The organism is Streptomyces sp. NPDC058246, assembly GCF_042881985.1.
Lineage (GTDB): Bacteria > Actinomycetota > Actinomycetes > Streptomycetales > Streptomycetaceae > Streptomyces.
The window spans coordinates 42599-59480 of sequence record NZ_JBHVWZ010000001.1 but is presented as its reverse complement, the minus strand read 5'-3'; the positions used below and the strand labels follow the sequence as shown (position 1 = coordinate 59480).

Below are 16882 nucleotides of genomic sequence, written 5' to 3'. Positions count from 1 at the left end.
GGTGAGGTGCGGCTGGGGACGCGGAGGCCGGCCGACGCGCGGACACCGGGACGCCGGCGCACGGGCCGCGGAGGCCGCGGCGTGGGCGGAGGCCGGAGCGTGGCCGGACGCCGAGGCGTGGGCGGAGGCCGGAGCGTGGTGTGGGGGCGGCTCAGCCGGGTCGCTTAGCCTTGAGCCACGATGAACGACCGGATGAGTACGCCCTGGGGCGAGTACACGCTGGCCCGCTTTCCCGAGGAGCCGCGTGAGCAGTTGCGGGCCTGGGACGCGGCCGACACCTATCTGCTGCGGCACCTGGCGGAGAGCAGGACCGCGCTGACCGGATCGGTGGTGGTCGTCGGCGACCGGTGGGGAGCGCTCGCCACAGCGCTGTCGGCGCACCGACCGACGCAGATCACCGACTCGTTCCTCGCGCAGGAGGCGACACGGGCGAATCTGGCGCGGGCCGGCGCCCCCACGGACGCGGTACGGCTCCTCACCACGCGGGACGCTCCGCCCGAGCGCATCGACGTCCTGCTCGTCCGGGTGCCCAAGAGCCTCGCCCTGCTGGAGGACCAGCTGCACCGGCTGGCGCCCGGTGTGCACGAGGGGACGGTCGTCGTCGGGACCGGGATGGTCAAGGAGATCCACACCTCGACGCTGCACCTCTTCGAGCGGATCCTCGGTCCGACCCGCACCTCGCTGGCCGAGAAGAAGGCCCGGCTGATCTTCTGCACCCCGTACCCGGGGATCGCGCGGAACACCAACCCGTGGCCGTACAGCTACGAGCTCCCCGACGGCGTCGGCCCGGTCTCCGGCCGCACCGTCGTCAACCACGCGGGCGTCTTCTGCGCCGACCGTCTCGACCTCGGCACCCGCTTCTTCCTCCAGCACCTGCCGCGCAGCCGCGGTGCCGAGCGCGTCGTCGACCTGGGCTGCGGGAACGGCGTCCTCGGTACGGCGGTCGCCCTGGCCAATCCCGAGGCCGAGGTGCTGTTCGTCGACGAGTCGTACCAGGCCGTAGCCTCGGCCGAGGCGACGTATCGGGCCAACGCCGAGGGGTACGCGGAGTTCCGTGTCGGTGACGGGCTCACCGGCATCCCCGCCGACAGCGTCGACCTCGTGCTCAACAATCCGCCGTTCCACTCGCACCAGGCGACGACGGACACGACGGCCTGGCGGATGTTCTCGGGGGCGCGGCGCGCGCTGCGGCCGGGGGGCGAGCTGTGGGTGATCGGCAATCGCCATCTCGGCTATCACCTGAAGCTGCGCCGCCTCTTCGGCAACAGTGAACTCGTCGCCGGGGACGCCAAGTTCGTGATTCTGCGGGCCGTCAAGAAGTAGCCCCGCGCAGCACGCGGGGGGAGGCTCCGAGTTCGCGGCGGCAGGCCTTGTTGAAGGCCTGCAGGTCCGGGATGCCGACCGAGGCGGCCACGGCCGGGATGGAGAGGGTCGAGGCGCGCAGCAGGTGGTGGGCGCGCTCCAGTCGGCGGTGACGGATGTAGGCCACGACCGTGGTGCCCGTCTCGGTGCGGAAGAGCCGGGTGAGGTGGTTGTGGGAGACCCCGGCGGCGCGGGCGATCTCGGGGACGGTGAGCTGGGCGGTGAGGTGGGCCTCGATATGGGCGATCGCCGTGCTCACCGCGGGGTGCGGGCCCGGGCTCGTCACGCGGGGCGGGGTGAGGTGGGCGATGCGCCACAGCGCGGTCCAGATCTCGGCCCGGGTGCGCTCGGGTGCGCCGGGGGCCGCCGCGATCGCGTGGCGCAACAGGCCGGACAGCGTGGGGAGTTCGGTGCCCGTGTCCTGCATGACGGGGACGGTGCGCGGCGGCCCGACCGGGGCGATGCGCAGGTGCGCGTAGAGGTGTTCGGAGCGGCCGTGGTAGCGGTAGCGGACCGTGGTGCCGGGCGGTACGAGGCTCACCCGGCCGGGACGGATGAGGTGCGCCGTGCCGTCGACGGTCAGTTCGGCGTCGTACTGGTACAGGTGCAGTTGCCACAGCTCCGGCAGCCGGAAGACGTCGGTGGGGCTCGCGACACCGTGTACGCCGACGCCGATGTTGACCACGGCGGGCGGCTCGCCCAGGTGCAGCTCCGTCTCCCGCATGGTGAAAAACTACCAGTGATGGTGAGTGCGGCCAACGCGCCGACGGCGCTGCCGGTCCTACGTTGACGGCATGACCACCAAACTCCTGAGTTCGGTACAGATGGCGCGCTTCGTCGCCCAGGGGTCCCTGCGGCTGGATGCCGTGGAGCCTCCGGAGATGAACGCCGAGGGGATCGAGGTGCTGCGCGGGGGCATGCCCGGCGTGCCCTACGGCAGCAGCGTGCCGGACGCCTACCCGCCGGAGTCCTTCGCCCGTCGGCTCCTCGAACTTCCTTCTGTGGCCGGGGCTTTGCGCAGCCTTGTCGGGCCCGGTCCCACCGTCGACCACCACGCGGTGCACATGCGCGAGCCCCACGAGGGGCAGGCGCAGCCGCTGCACGCCGACGCGATCATCGATGTGCGCACCGATGCCTTCGACGTCCAGTTGATGTACTACCCGCAGGACGTCACCCTCGACATGGGCGGCACCCTGAGCGTCCCGGGCAGTCATCTGCGGCGCACGAACGAGTCGGACACCGGGCGCTACCAGAATCTGCGCGGGCAGAGCCGACTCGTCTGCCCGGCCGGTACCGTGGTGTTTCTGCACCATGGACTGTGGCACGGCGGGCGGCGCAACGACAGCGACACCGTCCGCTATATGTTCAAGATCCGCTTCAATCCGACGGTGCGGCAGCGGCGCCTGTGGGACACCTCGGACCTCGGGGACCCCCGCGTCGCCGAGGAACTCGCCACGACCTTCCCCTGGTACGAACCCGCCACGGCCCGTCTCGAGGTCTACAACCGCGTCCTGCTGTGGCGCTCGCTGACCGGGGACGGCTCCTTCGACCTGGACCACTGGATGACCCGGGTCTCCAACCGCCCGCGGAGGGAAGCGATATGAGTCTCCGTCAGCTGGTTCTGGTGCTGTACCTGGCCACGTCCGCGCTCGACTCCGACGTGGTGGGCTGGTCGGTCTACGACGGCACCGGCCGGACGTCTCCCACCACCGGGGACAGCGACGCGCCCCCGTACAAGTCCGGTGTGCACGCCCTGGAGGACGGGTGGCGGCTGTTCCAGGCGGCGCAGCTGATGCCGCCGTATCCAGGGCGTGAGTACGACGTGTCGTTCCTCAAGCACGAGTTCTTCTTCGAGAAGCTGGTCGAGACGGAGTCCGCGACCGAGGCCGGCATCGAGTCCGGGACCGATCTCGGTGCTGCCTGAGGTCAGGCCCGCAGTACACCGATGAGCCGCGCCACCGCCCGCGCCATCGCCTCCCGCCCCACGCTGAGGTACTTGCGTGAGTCCACGGCCTCGGGATGGGCGGCGAGGAACTCCCGGATGGCGCCGGTCATCGCGATGTTCAGCGCGGTGCCGACGTTGACCTTGGCGATACCATCCGTCACGGCTGCCGCCAGCTCGTCGTCCGGCACCCCGGACGAGCCGTGCAGGACGAGCGGCACGTCGAGGGCGGCGGTCAGCCGTTTGAGCAGTGGGTGGTCGAGGGCGGCGGTGCGGGTGGTCATGGCGTGCGAGCTGCCGATCGCCACGGCCAGGGCGTCCACACCGGAGTCGGCCACGAAGGCTCGCGCCTCGGCGGGGTCGGTACGAGCGCCGGGCGCGTGCGCGTCGAGCGGCGGCTCACCGTGCTTGCCGCCGACCTCTCCCAACTCGGCCTCGATCCACAGGCCTTGGGCGTGTGCCCAGTCGGCGGCGGCGCGGGTGGCGGTGAGGTTCTCCTGGTACGACAGCCGTGCGGCGTCGTACATCACGGAGCCGAACCCGGCGCCCGGCGCCTGCCGCAGCAGATCGTCGCTCTGGACGTGGTCGAGGTGCAACGCTACGGGCACCGAGGCGCGCTCGGCCGCCGCGGTCGCGGCGCGGGCCAGCGGGAGCAGCCGTCCGTAGCGGAACTTCACCGCGTTCTCGCTGACTTGAAGGACGACGGGCGCGCCGACGGACTCCGCTCCCGCGATGACGGCCTCGACGTGTTCCAGGGTGATGATGTTGAACGCGGCAACGGCGGTCCGCGCCTCGGCGGCTGCGACGACCAGTTCACCGGTGCGTGCGAGGGGCACGACTCCTCCTTCTCGGTGGGCGGTTGAGCCGGTTCAGTGGGCTGTTCGGCCGAGGATCACCGAGCGGGTGAGGTGGCGCGGCTGATCTGGGTCCAGCCCACGGGCCGCGGCGACGGCGACGGCCAGCCGCTGTGCGCGGACGAGTTCGGCGAGCGGGTCGAGACCGCCGGCCACCCACAACCCGCCGGTCTCCCGCACCTGTTCGGCCAGCCCTTCCGGCGCCTCGCCGAGCATCCAGGTGGCGGTGCCCCGGGTGGTGATGCTGATGGGACCGTGCCGGTACTCCATCGCCGGGTAGGCCTCGGTCCAGGCGAGCGACGCCTCGCGCATCTTGAGCCCGGCTTCGTTGGCGAGCCCGACCGTCCAGCCGCGGCCGAGGAAGGTGAACTGGGCGCAGTCGACGAGCCCTTCGGGCAGTGGCGTCTCCAGGGCGGTGCGCGCGTCGGCGACGACGGCGTCGCAGTGCAGCCCGAGATGGGCCCGGAGCAGGGTGAGCGCGGTGGTCGCGAACCTGGTCTGCACGACGGACTGTTCGTCGGCGAAGTCCAGCACCACGATGTCGTCCGCGGACTCCATCACGGGTGTGTACGGGTCGGCGGTGACGGCGGTCGTACGCGTACGACCCCGGAGGCGCCCGAGGAGTTCGAGCACCTCGGTGGTCGTCCCGGAGCGTGTGAGGGCGACCACGCGATCGTACGAGCGGGAGTCCGGGAACTCCGACGCGGCGAAGGCGTCCGTCTCGCCCTGCCCGGACTGTTCGCGCAGCGCGGCCACCGCCTGCGCCATGAAGAACGAGGTGCCGCACCCCACGATCGCGACCCGCTCCCCCGCCGCCGGCAGTGCGGCACCGTGCGCGGCGGCTTGCTCGGCGGCTCGTATCCAGCACTCCGGCTGACTGTTCAGCTCGTTCTCGACATGAGTCATGCCGCACCCCTCCCGCTGATGATTGTTCATGCAAGATATAGCGAACTTTCGAGCACAATCAAGCATTCCAGCCGCAGCGGGGTGCGCTAGGGTCGCGGAAGATCGAGGAACGGAGAGTGCGGATGTCGCGCGACGCCCGCTGGAAGGCGCTGCTGGAACTGCTCGTGGAGCGGGGCCGCTTGGATGTCGAGGAGGCCGCGGCCCAGCTGGAGGTGTCGGCCGCGACGATCCGGCGCGACTTCGACCAGCTCGCCGAGCAGCAGATGCTCGTCCGCACCCGGGGCGGCGCGGTCGTCCACGGTGTCTCGTACGAACTGCCCCTGCGCTACAAGACCGCCCGGCGCGCGTCCGAGAAACAGCGCATCGCGAAGGCGGTGGCCGACCTCATCGCTCCCGGCGAGGCGGTGGGCCTGACCGGCGGCACCACGACCACCGAGGTGGCCCGCGCCCTGGCCGTACGCCCCGATCTCGCTTCCGGCTCCCCCGCGCTGACCGTCGTCACGAACGCGCTGAACATCGCCAACGAGCTAGCCGTGCGCCCGCAGTTCAAGATCGTGGTGACCGGCGGGGTCGCACGCCCCCAGTCGTACGAGCTCATCGGGCCGCTCGCGGACGGTGTACTCGGCCAGATCACCTTGGACGTCGCCGTACTCGGCGTGGTCGCCTTCGACGCCACGCACGGCGCGGCCGCCCACGACGAGGCGGAGGCCGCGATCAACCGTCTCCTGTGCGAGCGTGCCGAGCGCGTGATCGTCGCCGCCGACTCCAGCAAGCTGGGCCAGCGCGCCTTCGCCCGCATCTGCTCCGCCGAGTCGGTGAACACGCTGGTCACGGACGCGGCGGTGGGGCCGGAGATGGTGCGGCGGTTCGAGGAGGCGGGGGTAGGGGTGGTCGCCGTCTGACGACGGGCGGCTCGCGCGGCGTCCCCTTCAGCCACCCGGTCACCCAGTCACCCCGGTTGCCTTGCGTCCGACGGCTGGGAGGAGGCTTGTGGCTGGGGCTGGGGCTGGGTGGGAGTCTGCGGGGACTGGGTGCGGGACGGTGCCTGGCCCGCGGTTTGTGGATCGTTCCCGGTTGGCGTGGGGACGGGGGTTCGTGGGTCGGCCGGGGGCTGCGCAGAGGGCGGGGCGACCGGCTGGGTGGGGCTTGGCGGCTGTCTCGGAGTCTGCGGCTCGCTCGGGGTTGATGTGTCGCTCCGGGGTGGGGTCGCGGGCGGAGTGGATGCGCTGCCCGGTGTCGATGTCCCGCTCGAAGCCGGTGTCTCGGTCGGGGCCGGTGTCTCGGTCGGGGTTTGTGACGGTGCGAGGCCCTGCGGTCCGTGCGATGTGTCCGCGTCGCTCGGGGTCGGCGCATCGCTCGGGGGGTGCGGAGGCCGCGAGGATGGAGACTCGCCCTGGGTCTGCTGCCGGCTCGACGACTGCGTGTCCTCGCCCTTCGGCTTGCCCTGGTCCGTCTTCTTGCCGTTGTCCGTCGGCTTGCCCGAGTCCGTCGGCTTGCCCTGGTCCGTCGGCTTGCCCTGGTCCGTCGGCTTGCCCTGGTCCGACTTCTTGCCGTTGTCCGTCGGCTTGCCTGTTTCTGTCGTCCCGTCGGTGGACTGCTCCGGTGATCCGGAAGGGGGCGACGGCAGGACCGGGAAGGGCGACTTCGAGGTCTGACCTTCCGGCCGAGGAACCTGCCGGTCCTTCCCGCCGGTCAGGTCTCCGCTCGGGCGCTCGAACCAGCCTTCGCGGACGGGGTCGTACATCGTGACGGTCCGCATGGGCGCGGCGGCGGGCGTGATCGCGACGAGGCGGGAGGGCTGGAACGACGACCATCGCGGGCCGGTGTAGGTCTGCGTGCCCGTGTCCGCGACGGGCGGATTCAGGGGGTTGCCGCAGGCGCAGCGCACGCGCGGTACGCCGCGCTCGTCGACCAGGACGGCCGTGCCGGCCTGCAGGATCGCCTGATACGTGGTGGCCGCGCCGTCCTTGTACCCGTGGTTGGTGACCCGGGTGTCCCAGTCCAGCCGGGCGGGCGTCAACGACCGTAGATAGGAGGGGATTTCGGGCTGCTGGATGCCCAGGGCACCGGCGAAGGCCGTCCCCTTGTCCCGGTTCTGCGTGAGGAACTTGATCTGCTTCTCGACGTCGCAGCTCGCGACGCTCTGCGTGCCCCCGTACAGCCCCGGATGCGCACCGGTGACCCGGAGCACGTAACCGGTGCGGTCGGCGTCGGACGTCGGGCCGACAGGGTTTGCGGGCGGGGCGTCGATGCCGTTGGCCTCCTGTGCCGTCGACAGGGTGAACGGATCCCGGTCGGGTGCCGTGGCGGTCTGGAGGAAGACCTCTCCGCCTCTCGTGCCACCGCCCAGGAGCGGGAAGCCGAGGCCCACGGCGGAGGCCGCGACCGCCGCGGTGGCGGCGATCAGCGCGGTTCGGCGCGCCCGCCACCAGGGTCGCGGCCCTGGTGGGGGCGAAGGCGCCGACGTCGTCCTCGGTGGTGGTGGCGGGGGCGGAGGCACCGGTCTCCCCGCCGACCGCACATCTGTCGGCGGGACGGACAGGGGACCCGAGGGAGGGCCGGTGGGTGGCTCGAAGGCTGAAGGCAGGGAACTCATGTGACTCTCCTCGACCTTGGGCATGGAGGCATGGGAAAAACGACGATGCTGCGTCAGGCCACCCGCTCCGGGTGTGCCCATGTCTCCAGTAAGCCGAGGCCGTCCGATCGCGTCATGCCGCTGCTTTTCGGGACTTGACAAGCGACGACACCCGGCCCGCCCCGGCCGCGGCTCCTGACCGGCTACGCTCGGCCCGTTCCGGCCCCGGTTTTTGACCGGCCACGCCCGGCCGCTCCGGCCGCGGTTCCTGACGGACGACACCCGCCCGGGCCCCGGCCGTGGTTGACGTCAGCGTGGGTGCGCGGCGAAGACCTCGTGCAGGATGTCGACGTAGGCGCCGTGGCCGCTGGAGCTCGGCCAGTCCGTGGACGACTCGACGGCCGTTCCCTCGCCCCATTCGTTGTAGGTCACGACCAGCTGGAACGGCTCGCCCGAGGTGGCGACGGCGGTGGCCTCCTTGCGGAAGCGGTTCAGGTCGCGTGGGACGGTGGGCTTGTCGTCGGTGTTCTTCCAGAAGCCGGGGGACACGATGGCCGAGTAGCCCTTCTGGATGTCCAGGCCGGAGGCGTACTGGTGCCAGCCCTCCGGCTGGTTCGCGCAGTCGCGGTAGCCGCCGAAGACCTTCAGGACGACGTAGTAGCCCTCGGTCTTGTTGGCCTGCGCCCAGCGCGTGGCCATGTCGCAGCCGTCGCCGCCTCCGCCGTACACGAAGATCACCGGTTTGCCGTCGACGTGCAGCCAGGTCTTCTGGACGGCGTACTTGCGCAGGTAGGTCAGGTTCTTCCTGATCTCAGCCGCCGAGGGGTCGGCGTAGGCCTCGTTCTCGTAGTAGACCGTCCAGGAGAAGCCGAGTTCCGCGCCCTTGGACATCAGCAGGGGCAGCCGCTTGTCCTCGCGCTTGCCCTCGCCCCACCACGAGGAGATGCCGGCCTGGAGACCGGCGTACTGCATGTCCTTGATCTGGCGCTCGACGGTGGCGGGGTCGTCGACGTCGTACTTGCCCGCCGAGGGCGTGTACTTGCTGCCCCCGGGGGTGAAGTTCTCGCTGTACCAGGGGTAGTAGAAGGCGGCGCGTACGGGGAGCTTGGTGTTGGTGACGGCCGCCGGCTTTCCGGCGGTGGCGGGCTTCGGTGACGCGGTCGGGTGCGACGGCTTGGGGCTCGGGGTCGCGGAGCGCTTGGGGGTGGGCGAGGGGGACGGGGTGGCCGACGGCCGGACGGCCGGGGGTGCCGACGCCGCCGTGCCCGCCGGGGTCTCGTCGTGCGCGGCGTCCTGTCCGAACAGGCCGAGGGTGTACGCGACGGTGGTGGCTACGAGGGCCAGTGCGGCGGCGGAGGAGACGACCGCGGCCTTGCCGAAGGAGACTCCCCCCGCTTTCGCGGCGCGAGCGGCCGCCCGGCCGGCCCGGGCGGACGTGTGGAAGGCCGCGGTGGTCGCATCGCTTCCGGGCGCGGCCGCGCCGCCGGCTCCCGCGCCCGCGGTCAGCAGACCGATGAGAACGGGGGGAACGGACACCAACGCCAGGTCGGCCAGCAGCCGCTCGGCCGGGACCATGTCGACGGGGACCCCGCCGCACGCCGGACAGGTGCGTACGTGCCGGGCGATCCGCTTGCGCCACAGACCGGCGGGCCGCCCGTCCCAGCCACGCAGGTCCGCGTTCAAGTCCGGGCAGCGGGGCACGGCGCCGAGGGCACGCACGACGGCGCGCGCCGCATCGAGGCGGGCCTTCATCCGCTGCACCCGGACCGCGGTCTGCGGCATCGGCAGCTCCATCGCCGTGGCGAGTTCGGCCCGGGTCAGCCGGCCCGCGACCTCCATCCACCACAGGGAGAGCAGCTGTCGGTCGTCGGCGTCCAGCCACCGCGTGGCCTCGGCCGTCTCCTGCCGCTGGCCGGACAGGTGCAACACGGTGATCGTCAGGTCGACGAAGTCGGCTCCCGGATCCGCGAGCAGGGCCGTCTCCTCCAGGTCCTCGATGCCCGCGGTCGCCGGTCCGCCACGCCGCACCCGCCAGTGCCGGCGCACCTCGCGCATCGCGATGGCGACCAGCCAGGACCGGAACGCCTCGGGGTCACGCAGCGTCCGCAGGTCGCGGATCATCTGCAGCATGACCTCCTGCACGACGTCGTCCGTGTCGGAGGGGGCGTCCAGCGCCCGGCCCACGATGTTGTAGATCAGGGGCAAGTAGTCGGACACGAGTGTGTCGAGGGCCCGCTGGTCGCCGGCCTGCGCGGCCCGCACGAGCGCGGCCCGCGCCCGGGGGCCGTCCGGCCCGTCGTACTCGTCGTACTCGCTGTGAGAAGTCTCGGTCATGACTGGAGGAGGGTCCCTCGTCGGCGTCGGCATAACAGAAATCGGCGGAGCGGAACTCGGGAGCTGAAGCGTCAGAGCTGAAGCGCGAGAAGAGCAACGCGACGACAGCGACGCGAGAACGGGAATCGGTGCGTCATCATCGCACCGCCCGTCAAGACGGTCGGTCGTCAGTCCCCGACGACCCGCTGGGCCGGGAGCCGGACCCCGGGTGCCGGGGTGGGCGCATCGGCCGCGGCACCGGCGTCCGGGTGTCTCTTCAGCCATACGACGAGGCCGATGTAGACGAGGTCGAACACGCTGCACAGGAGGCCGATGCCGAGCACGAAGGAGGAGTGGTCGAGCACGCCGATCAGGATGGTCGGGGCGAGCGTGCCGAGCCATTTCGCGACGGCGATGGTGAGGGTCTGCCCGCGCAGGCCGCGCCGCGCGACGAGCATCGCGATGAACAGGCCCGACATCAGCAGGTTCTGCAGGAAGGCGGAGTAGCGGGCGGCTTCGTGTACGCCGTACTCCGCTATGAACAGCCACTGCACCGCGTACGAGGCGGCGAAGACCAGCGCGCCGAAGGCGGCGAAGAGCGACCGGGGCACCCAGCGCGGGTACTCGGCGCGCCCGAAGGCGAAGAAGGTGTACACGATGGCGAGGTCGGCCAGCGCCCAGACCAGATTGATCCAGCCCTGCGGCGATACCTCGCCACTCAGGTCGTGCACCGTATACGTCGTCTCCCACGCGAAGTTGAGGCCCAAGGCGGCCAGCGGTATCGCGTAGGTCCGCTGGCGGAACCCGATCCGGATCGCGTCTATGTAGACGATCGTCCAGGCGAGACCGCTGAGAGCGCTGAGGAAGGGGTCCATGGGTGTTCTCCTGCGAGGGTGAGGCCGAGGCGCGGAGTGCGGGGCAGCCGAAGGTCAGCGGGCGGCGCGGTAGCGGCGGATGAGATCGCTCACCGCGTCGCGCAGGCGGCCCGGATCGCGTGCCCGGTCGGGCGCCAGAGCGGACAGGACCAGCCCTTGCAGCGCGGCCGTGACGGTCGAGGCGGCGGCTTCCGACTCGACGTAGGAGAACAGCAGGCGGGACAGGCGCTGTTCGAGAAGTCTTTTGACCGGACCGAGTTCCGGATCGTGAGCGGCCGCGACGATCATCTCGAAGACGGCGATCGTGTCGGTCCGCCGCTCGGTGACCAGACGCGCGGTGAAGTCGCCGCAGATGTCGGGAAGCGCGTCGGGGTCCGCGGCGGCGCGGGTGACGAGGGCGAGGAACTCCAGTCCGATCCGTGATCCGGCGTGCTCGAAGGTCGAGCGGCGCAGGTCGTCGATCGACGGGTAGTGGTACGTGACGGAGGCGAGGGACACGTCGGCCGCGGCGGCGACCGCGCGGTGGGTGAGCGCGCCGACACCCCGTTCGCCGACGATGCCCACGGCTGCGTCGAGCAGCAGCTTCCTCCGAGCCTCGCCACGCGCCAGGCGCCCGTCGGCCACGATCTGCGTCACCGCCGCCTCACCATCTATCCGTACGGATGTACGGATAACTTACGGTACGGATGTACCGCCGATCAACCTCCTATGTACCGCCCCGCAATCGCGGCACGCACCGTCAACCGGGGTGCGCGGCAGGTTCGAACGGTGATCTCCGCGACCACGCCTGTGCCGCGGCGGCCTTCCGGCCCCGGGTCGGCCAAGACCGCACGCGTCCTTCCGGACCGTGTGAGGCGGTCACTCGGACGCGACGAGAGTGAGAGCCCGTGTCAGGTCATCGCCCCGCTGGAGTGCAGCGCGCCGGGCGAAGGATCGGGGCGGGTGGCGAGGAGGGCGAGGGCGGCGGCGTCCGGGCTGCCGGGGGCGGCGGTGCCGACGAGGAGGGACTGACCGGGGGCGTCCTGCACGTCGAAGGTCTGATAGGTGAGCGTGAAGCGGCCCGCCCGGGGGTGCTGGAAGGTCTTGGTCTTGCTGCCGAGCCGGCCGACGCCGTGCTGCGCCCACAGGGTCGCGAACTCCTCGCTGTCGCGCAGGAGTTCGGCGACGAGGGCGGCGGTGACGCGGTCCCGCCGCTCGTGGCCCGACGCCAGTCGCAGCGCGACGACGGTGTCCTCGGCGACCGTCGGCCAGTCCGTGAACAGCTGCCGGGCGGCGGGATCGGTGAACAGGGAGCGGACCATGGCGCGCGGATCCGCGAGCGGGGACAGCAGGGCGTCGGCAAGGGCGTTCGAGGCCAGCACGTCGAGACGGCGGTCGACGACATAGGCGACGGCCATCGGGAAGAGGTCCATCAGCCGCAGCAGCTCGGGAGCCACCCGTTCCTCGGGACGGTCGAAGACCTCGGGCCTCGGGACGAGCCCGGCCAGCCGGTACGCGTGCCAGCAGGCGTCCGTGTCCAGGTGCAGGGCCCGGGCCAGGGCATCCACGACCTGACCGGAGGGGTTGCGTTCGCGGCCCTGCTCCAGCCGGGCGTAGTAGTCGGCGCTCACCCCGGCGAGGACGGCGACCTCCTCACGCCGCAGCCCACTGACCCGACGGCCCTCCGAGCGGGGGAACCCCGCATCCGCGGGACTGAGCCGGGAGCGCCGCGCCCGGAGGAACTCCCCCAGTTCATTGCCGCTCATCGACTCATCGTACGTCGCCGCTTCCTAGGAGTGGCGCACCCAGGAAGCGGCGTCCTGCCGCTCCCGGACCGTTGCGCGCATGATCGGACTCCCGGCCGGACAGCGCCGGGACCGCAGCCCACGAAGGGGTACTCATGACCATCCCGTCCACCGCCGAAGCCGTCGGCAAGGTGGTGCTGATCACCGGAGCCAGCGGCGGAATCGGCGAGGCCGCGGCCCGGCGGCTGGCCGCCGCGGGCCACCGTGTGGTGCTCGGCGCCCGGCGCACCGACCGGATCGAAGCCCTCGCCAAGGACATCGCGGCCGAGGGCGGCGACGCGACTGCGCACCCACTGGACGTGACCAGCCAAGGCGACGTGCGGTCCTTCGTCGAGGCCGCGCACGACCACCACGGACGGGTGGACGTGCTGGTCAACAACGCGGGCGTGATGCCCCTGTCCCGGCTGGACGCGCTCGACGTGGACGCATGGAACCGCATGATCGACGTCAATCTGCGCGGGGTCCTGCACGGCATCGCCGCCGTTCTGCCGGTCATGCGCGCCCAGCGTTCCGGGCACTTCGTGAACATCGCCTCCGTCTCGGGGCTACGGGTCGACCCCACCGCGGCCGTCTACAGCGCCACCAAGTTCGCGGTCCGCGCGCTCTCCGAAGGTCTGCGCCAGGAGAGCCGCGAGCTGCGCGTCACCGTGATCAGTCCGGGCCTGACCCGCAGCGAGCTGACCGACGGCATCAGCGACGGCGACGTACGGCAAGCCGTGCGCGAGCAGATGGCCATCGCGATGCCGGCCACCGCGATCGGCGAGGCGATCGCCTACGCCATCGGACAGCCCCCGGAGGTCGACGTCAACGAGATCGTCGTCCGTCCCACCGCTCAGGGCTGAGGGAAGGGCCGCACGGATGGTGACGGAACAGCGGGTCCGTACCTGGGTCGAGGGGTACGTCCGCGCCTGGGGCAGCAACAGCGAGAAGGACATCGTCTCGCTGTTCCCGCCGGACGCGGAGTATCACGAGTGGCCGTACGAGACCCACTGGCTGGGCCGCGAGGAGATCGTCCAGGGCTGGATCGGCCGCGCCGCCTGGCAGGAGGGCGGCTGGGACTTCACCTGGTCCCTCCTGACGATCAACGGGGACACCGCGGCCATCGAGGGCACCGGCCGCTACAAGGAACTCGGCACCTTCGCCAATCTGTGGACGGTGACCTTCGACCGGAACGGAAGATGTGCCGTGTTCCGCATGTGGAACAACGAGGTGTGACCTCGCCGTGCGGCGTCGGCCGCCGACAGCTTCGTAGCGGAATCGGCCACCGACAGCTTCGTAGCGGCATCGGCCGCGACATGGTCATCGGGCCGACGACCGCCTTGGCGTTCCTCGGGAGTGGTTCGGGGCGGCCGTGGGCCGTGGTGGACGCTTCGCGGGCCGCGGCCACGGCTTGTCGACGTCGGCGGTGGTGGCCCGGGCCGCGCGCCGCCCGAGCAGGGAGCGGTCATGGGGCGAGTGGATGCCGAGAAGGTGACGACCTTCGCGCTCACCCGGGCTGTGCCCACCCGAGCTGTGTCCACCCGGGCTGCGCCCACGCGCCCGACCCCGGCGCCATGAGGCCGACAAAGCATGCGAAAATGGGCCAAATCGGCAACGAGGTGACGGCGGTATGGCGGACCCGGGGATCGACTACGCGGCGGTGTTCAGGGCCCTGCCCGGCATGGTGGCGCTGCTCACGCCCCAGCTCGTGTACGTGGATGCCAACGAGGAGTTCCTGCGTCTGTCCGGGCGCACCCGGGAGCAGGTGGTCGACCGCTACCTGTTCGACGTCTTCCCGGACAACCCGAACGACCCCACCGCGACGGGCACCCGCGACCTGTGTGCCTCGCTGCGCCGGGTGCTCGCCACCGGTGAGCGGGACGCCATGGCCCCGCAGCGCTACGACGTCCAGTGCGCCGACCGGCCAGGGCACTGGGAGCAGCGCTACTGGAGCCCGGTCAACGTGCCGGTGCACGGCCCGGACGGAAAGGTGGTGCTGCTGGTTCACCGGGTCGAGGAGGTCACCGAACTGATCCGGTCCCGCAGCGGCCCGCGCGGGACCCGGGCCCGCGTTCTGGAGACCGAGCTGTACACGCGCGCCCGTGAACTGCAGGAACTCAACGAACGGCTGCGCCAGGCGCACGCCCGTGAGCGCGAGGTGGCGCTCGCCCTGCAGGAGGCGATGCTGCCCGCTCCTCGGCAGGTCGGAGACCGCCGGGCCGCCGTGCGCTACCGCCCCGCGGTGGGCGCGCTGAACGTGTGCGGGGACTGGTACGACCTGGTCGACCTGGTGGGCGGCAACCGCATCGGTGTGGCCGTGGGCGACGTGGTCGGGCACGGTCTGGAGGCCGCGGGTGTGATGGGCCAGCTGCGCAGCGCGCTCAGCGCCGCTTCCCGCGTCGCCGAGGGTCCCGCCGAGGCGCTGAACGTCCTCGGCCGGTACGCCCACGTGGTCGACGGCGCCGAATCCGCCACCGCGGTCACGACGTTCATCGACTTCGACCACCACACCATCACCTACAGCAGTGCCGGCCACCCCCCGCCCGCGCTGGTCCACGCCGACGGCCGTGTGGAGTTCCTCGACCAGGCCACCGACCCGCCGCTCGACGCCCGTCCCGACCCGATACCGAGGCCCCAGGCCACCACCACGTTCGCCGAAGGCGCCACCGTCGTGCTGTACACCGACGGTCTGATCGAACGGCGGGACGAGGACATCGACGTCGGCCTCGGCCGTCTCGCCGCCGCGCTGCTCCGCCACCAGGACGCCGACCCCGAAACCCTCGCCGACTCCGTCCTCCTCGAACTGCTCCCTCCCGGGGGTGCGACCGACGACACCGCGGTGATCATCGTGCGTCTGTGAGCGGGAGAACCCCCACCGCGTACGCGCCCTTCAACGGCAAGGCCGCGCCACAAGGGGTCAACGGCACAAGGGGTCAACGGCACAACAGGGCGGCCCACAGGTCGAGCCGGTCGTAGAGGCGGGAGAGGTCGCGGCCGGTGAAGTGCTCGATGCGCTGGATGCGGTAGTGGATTCTGCGCAGCGTGTACGCCGCCGACGCGGGCAAGGTCATGAACCCCATGCAGTGCCGTGGCCAGGTCGAGGGCGGAGTCGCCCAGGCGCTGGGCGCGACCCTCTTCGAGAACGTACGGGTCGACGCGCACGGCGCGGTCGAGACGGCCGCCTTCCGCCGCTACCGCCTCCCCCAGTACGCCGACATCCCGCGCGCCGAGGTCCACTTCGTGGAAAACCGCCGACGCCATCGGCCCGCTGGGCGCCAAGTCGATGAGCGAGAGCCCCTTCAACCCGGTCGCCCCGGCCTTCGCCAACGCCCTGCGCGACGCGACGGGGATCCGCTTCACGGAACTCCCCCTCACCCGGGACCGGGTGTTGCCGGCCCTCGACGCCGCGTCCACGCCCCGCCGGAAAGGACGGTGAGCCGTCCTTCCGGCGGCCTGCGGAGTCATGCCCGTTCGGACACGAACCAGTCGAGGGTGGAGGTCAGTTCGGCCGGCTTCTCCACCGGGAGTTCGTGGCCGGCGTCCATGATCCGGACCACTGCGTCCGGGTAGGCCTTCGCCATGCGCAGCATCTGGGCGACGGGCAGCTGGATGTCGTGGTAGCCGTGCACGAGGAGGGTGGGGACGCGGATCTCACCGAGCCGGTCGAGGATGTCGAAGGACCGCATGGCGTCGTAACACGTCATGACCACCTCCCGGGGGGTGGTCGCGGAGGCCCGGATGTACTCGCGGATCTCCTCGCGCGGATAGCCGGGGGCGAAGGCCCGCTGGATGTTGGCGGCGACGAACAGCTTGAACGGTACCCGGGTGGAGACCGCCATCAGCAGGCCCCTCCCCCGGCTGAAGGCCATCCGGCTGATCGAGTTCACCAGGACCATGCGCTCGATCCGCTCGGGATGCCCCAGCGCCAGGGTCTGCGAGATCATCCCGCCCATGGAGTGGCCGACCGGGACGAACCGGTCGACCTTCAGGTGGTCGAGGACGGCGAGGACGTCCCCGGCCAGCTCCTCGATGCTGCGCCGTCCCGACCCGGCGCTCTCGCCGTGCCCGCGCAGGTCGAGGCGTATCACCCGCCGCGTGAGGGCGAAGTGGGCCATCTGGTGGTCCCAGCGGTGCCGGTTCGCCGTCCAGCCGTGGATGAACACCAGAGGGACACCGTCACCGTCACGGGGGCCCTCGTCGTCGTACGTCAGTGTCGCGCCGTCGACTTCGAGCTGCGCCATGGGTCCCCTCCAGCGATCCGGTTACTGACGGGTACAGTAGCCGCCCGCCCG

The 16882-nt window shown here is 71.4% G+C and carries 17 protein-coding genes and 1 pseudogene; 8 read left to right on the top strand and 10 right to left on the bottom strand.

Annotated elements, in window-relative coordinates:
- Positions 1-180 precede the first annotated feature (180 nt).
- Positions 181-1323, top strand: coding sequence for a methyltransferase (locus ACFVXA_RS00195; protein ID WP_383735473.1), 1143 nt, complete (start codon positions 181-183; stop codon positions 1321-1323).
- On the opposite strand, the gene ACFVXA_RS00190 is transcribed toward ACFVXA_RS00195, so the two are convergent.
- On the bottom strand, positions 1313-2086 hold the full coding sequence (locus ACFVXA_RS00190) for a helix-turn-helix domain-containing protein (RefSeq protein WP_389752605.1): 774 nt from the start codon (positions 2084-2086) through the stop codon (positions 1313-1315). The genes ACFVXA_RS00195 and ACFVXA_RS00190 overlap by 11 nt on opposite strands.
- Positions 2087-2156: 70 nt before the next feature.
- On the opposite strand from ACFVXA_RS00190, the gene ACFVXA_RS00185 reads away from it, so the two are divergent.
- Positions 2157-2966, top strand: coding sequence for a phytanoyl-CoA dioxygenase family protein (locus ACFVXA_RS00185; RefSeq protein ID WP_390023191.1), 810 nt, complete (start codon positions 2157-2159; stop codon positions 2964-2966).
- Entirely contained in the window at positions 2963-3286 is a 324-nt protein-coding gene (locus ACFVXA_RS00180) for a hypothetical protein (RefSeq protein WP_390023188.1), read from the top strand. The genes ACFVXA_RS00185 and ACFVXA_RS00180 overlap by 4 nt, the downstream gene beginning before the upstream one ends.
- A gap of 2 nt (positions 3287-3288) precedes the next feature.
- On the opposite strand, the gene ACFVXA_RS00175 is transcribed toward ACFVXA_RS00180, so the two are convergent.
- Together ACFVXA_RS00175 and ACFVXA_RS00170 are read right to left on the bottom strand one after the other, a co-directional pair.
- Positions 3289-4140, bottom strand: a complete 852-nt coding sequence (locus ACFVXA_RS00175) for a ketose-bisphosphate aldolase (protein ID WP_390023186.1) — start codon at positions 4138-4140, stop codon at positions 3289-3291.
- A 33-nt stretch (positions 4141-4173) separates the two neighbouring features.
- Positions 4174-5064, bottom strand: a complete 891-nt coding sequence (locus ACFVXA_RS00170) for a sugar isomerase (RefSeq protein WP_362015672.1) — start codon at positions 5062-5064, stop codon at positions 4174-4176.
- Between the two features lie 122 nt (positions 5065-5186).
- On the opposite strand from ACFVXA_RS00170, the gene ACFVXA_RS00165 reads away from it, so the two are divergent.
- A complete protein-coding gene (locus tag ACFVXA_RS00165; RefSeq protein WP_362015670.1) occupies positions 5187-5966 on the top strand; it encodes a DeoR/GlpR family DNA-binding transcription regulator in 780 nt (259 codons plus the stop codon).
- A gap of 47 nt (positions 5967-6013) precedes the next feature.
- On the opposite strand, the gene ACFVXA_RS00160 is transcribed toward ACFVXA_RS00165, so the two are convergent.
- The 5 genes from ACFVXA_RS00160 to ACFVXA_RS00140 all read right to left on the bottom strand — a co-directional run bounded on the left by ACFVXA_RS00160 (position 6014) and on the right by ACFVXA_RS00140 (position 12572).
- Positions 6014-7564: a DUF6777 domain-containing protein gene (locus ACFVXA_RS00160; RefSeq protein ID WP_390023184.1), complete on the bottom strand. Its 1551-nt coding sequence runs from the start codon at positions 7562-7564 to the stop codon at positions 6014-6016.
- Between the two features lie 384 nt (positions 7565-7948).
- Complete coding sequence (locus ACFVXA_RS00155) at positions 7949-9973, bottom strand: sigma-70 family RNA polymerase sigma factor (protein WP_362015664.1); 2025 nt, start codon at positions 9971-9973, stop codon at positions 7949-7951.
- Between the two features lie 167 nt (positions 9974-10140).
- Entirely contained in the window at positions 10141-10827 is a 687-nt protein-coding gene (locus ACFVXA_RS00150) for a hypothetical protein (RefSeq protein WP_384398828.1), read from the bottom strand.
- A gap of 54 nt (positions 10828-10881) precedes the next feature.
- The gene (locus ACFVXA_RS00145; protein ID WP_383735483.1) at positions 10882-11463 is read right to left on the bottom strand and encodes a TetR/AcrR family transcriptional regulator; all 582 of its coding nucleotides are present in this window, start codon (positions 11461-11463) and stop codon (positions 10882-10884) included.
- Between the two features lie 254 nt (positions 11464-11717).
- Positions 11718-12572, bottom strand: a complete 855-nt coding sequence (locus ACFVXA_RS00140; RefSeq protein ID WP_390023181.1) for a helix-turn-helix transcriptional regulator — start codon at positions 12570-12572, stop codon at positions 11718-11720.
- Positions 12573-12706: 134 nt separating this feature from the next.
- On the opposite strand from ACFVXA_RS00140, the gene ACFVXA_RS00135 reads away from it, so the two are divergent.
- The 3 genes from ACFVXA_RS00135 (at position 12707) to ACFVXA_RS00125 (ending at position 15450) form a co-directional block, all read left to right on the top strand.
- Entirely contained in the window at positions 12707-13453 is a 747-nt protein-coding gene (locus ACFVXA_RS00135; RefSeq protein ID WP_390023179.1) for an SDR family oxidoreductase, read from the top strand.
- A 16-nt stretch (positions 13454-13469) separates the two neighbouring features.
- Complete coding sequence (locus ACFVXA_RS00130; protein ID WP_390023176.1) at positions 13470-13826, top strand: nuclear transport factor 2 family protein; 357 nt, start codon at positions 13470-13472, stop codon at positions 13824-13826.
- A gap of 394 nt (positions 13827-14220) precedes the next feature.
- Complete coding sequence (locus ACFVXA_RS00125) at positions 14221-15450, top strand: SpoIIE family protein phosphatase (protein ID WP_362015649.1); 1230 nt, start codon at positions 14221-14223, stop codon at positions 15448-15450.
- Between the two features lie 73 nt (positions 15451-15523).
- Here ACFVXA_RS00125 and ACFVXA_RS00120 read toward each other — a convergent pair whose 3' ends face one another.
- A complete protein-coding gene (locus tag ACFVXA_RS00120; protein ID WP_390023174.1) occupies positions 15524-15661 on the bottom strand; it encodes a helix-turn-helix domain-containing protein in 138 nt (45 codons plus the stop codon).
- Between ACFVXA_RS00120 and ACFVXA_RS00115 the strand changes: the two are divergent.
- Positions 15621-16026 (top strand): annotated as a pseudogene (locus ACFVXA_RS00115) (molybdopterin cofactor-binding domain-containing protein); the annotation flags it as partial. The gene ACFVXA_RS00120 and the pseudogene ACFVXA_RS00115 sit on opposite strands and share 41 nt — an antisense overlap.
- 25 nt (positions 16027-16051) lie before the next feature.
- Here the strand turns inward: ACFVXA_RS00115 and ACFVXA_RS00110 are convergent.
- On the bottom strand, positions 16052-16831 hold the full coding sequence (locus ACFVXA_RS00110) for an alpha/beta fold hydrolase (protein ID WP_383735491.1): 780 nt from the start codon (positions 16829-16831) through the stop codon (positions 16052-16054).
- Between the last annotated feature and the right edge of the window lie 51 nt (positions 16832-16882).

Coding starts and splice junctions, on each gene's coding strand:
- ACFVXA_RS00195 (WP_383735473.1), top strand. CDS start 181: ATGAACGACCGGATGAGTACGCCCTGGGGCGAGTACACGCTGGCCCGC.
- ACFVXA_RS00190 (WP_389752605.1), bottom strand. CDS start 2,086: ATGCGGGAGACGGAGCTGCACCTGGGCGAGCCGCCCGCCGTGGTCAAC.
- ACFVXA_RS00185 (WP_390023191.1), top strand. CDS start 2,157: ATGACCACCAAACTCCTGAGTTCGGTACAGATGGCGCGCTTCGTCGCC.
- ACFVXA_RS00180 (WP_390023188.1), top strand. CDS start 2,963: ATGAGTCTCCGTCAGCTGGTTCTGGTGCTGTACCTGGCCACGTCCGCG.
- ACFVXA_RS00170 (WP_362015672.1), bottom strand. CDS start 5,064: ATGACTCATGTCGAGAACGAGCTGAACAGTCAGCCGGAGTGCTGGATA.
- ACFVXA_RS00165 (WP_362015670.1), top strand. CDS start 5,187: ATGTCGCGCGACGCCCGCTGGAAGGCGCTGCTGGAACTGCTCGTGGAG.
- ACFVXA_RS00155 (WP_362015664.1), bottom strand. CDS start 9,973: ATGACCGAGACTTCTCACAGCGAGTACGACGAGTACGACGGGCCGGAC.
- ACFVXA_RS00150 (WP_384398828.1), bottom strand. CDS start 10,827: ATGGACCCCTTCCTCAGCGCTCTCAGCGGTCTCGCCTGGACGATCGTC.
- ACFVXA_RS00140 (WP_390023181.1), bottom strand. CDS start 12,572: ATGAGCGGCAATGAACTGGGGGAGTTCCTCCGGGCGCGGCGCTCCCGG.
- ACFVXA_RS00135 (WP_390023179.1), top strand. CDS start 12,707: ATGACCATCCCGTCCACCGCCGAAGCCGTCGGCAAGGTGGTGCTGATC.
- ACFVXA_RS00130 (WP_390023176.1), top strand. CDS start 13,470: ATGGTGACGGAACAGCGGGTCCGTACCTGGGTCGAGGGGTACGTCCGC.
- ACFVXA_RS00125 (WP_362015649.1), top strand. CDS start 14,221: ATGGCGGACCCGGGGATCGACTACGCGGCGGTGTTCAGGGCCCTGCCC.
- ACFVXA_RS00120 (WP_390023174.1), bottom strand. CDS start 15,661: ATGACCTTGCCCGCGTCGGCGGCGTACACGCTGCGCAGAATCCACTAC.
- ACFVXA_RS00110 (WP_383735491.1), bottom strand. CDS start 16,831: ATGGCGCAGCTCGAAGTCGACGGCGCGACACTGACGTACGACGACGAG.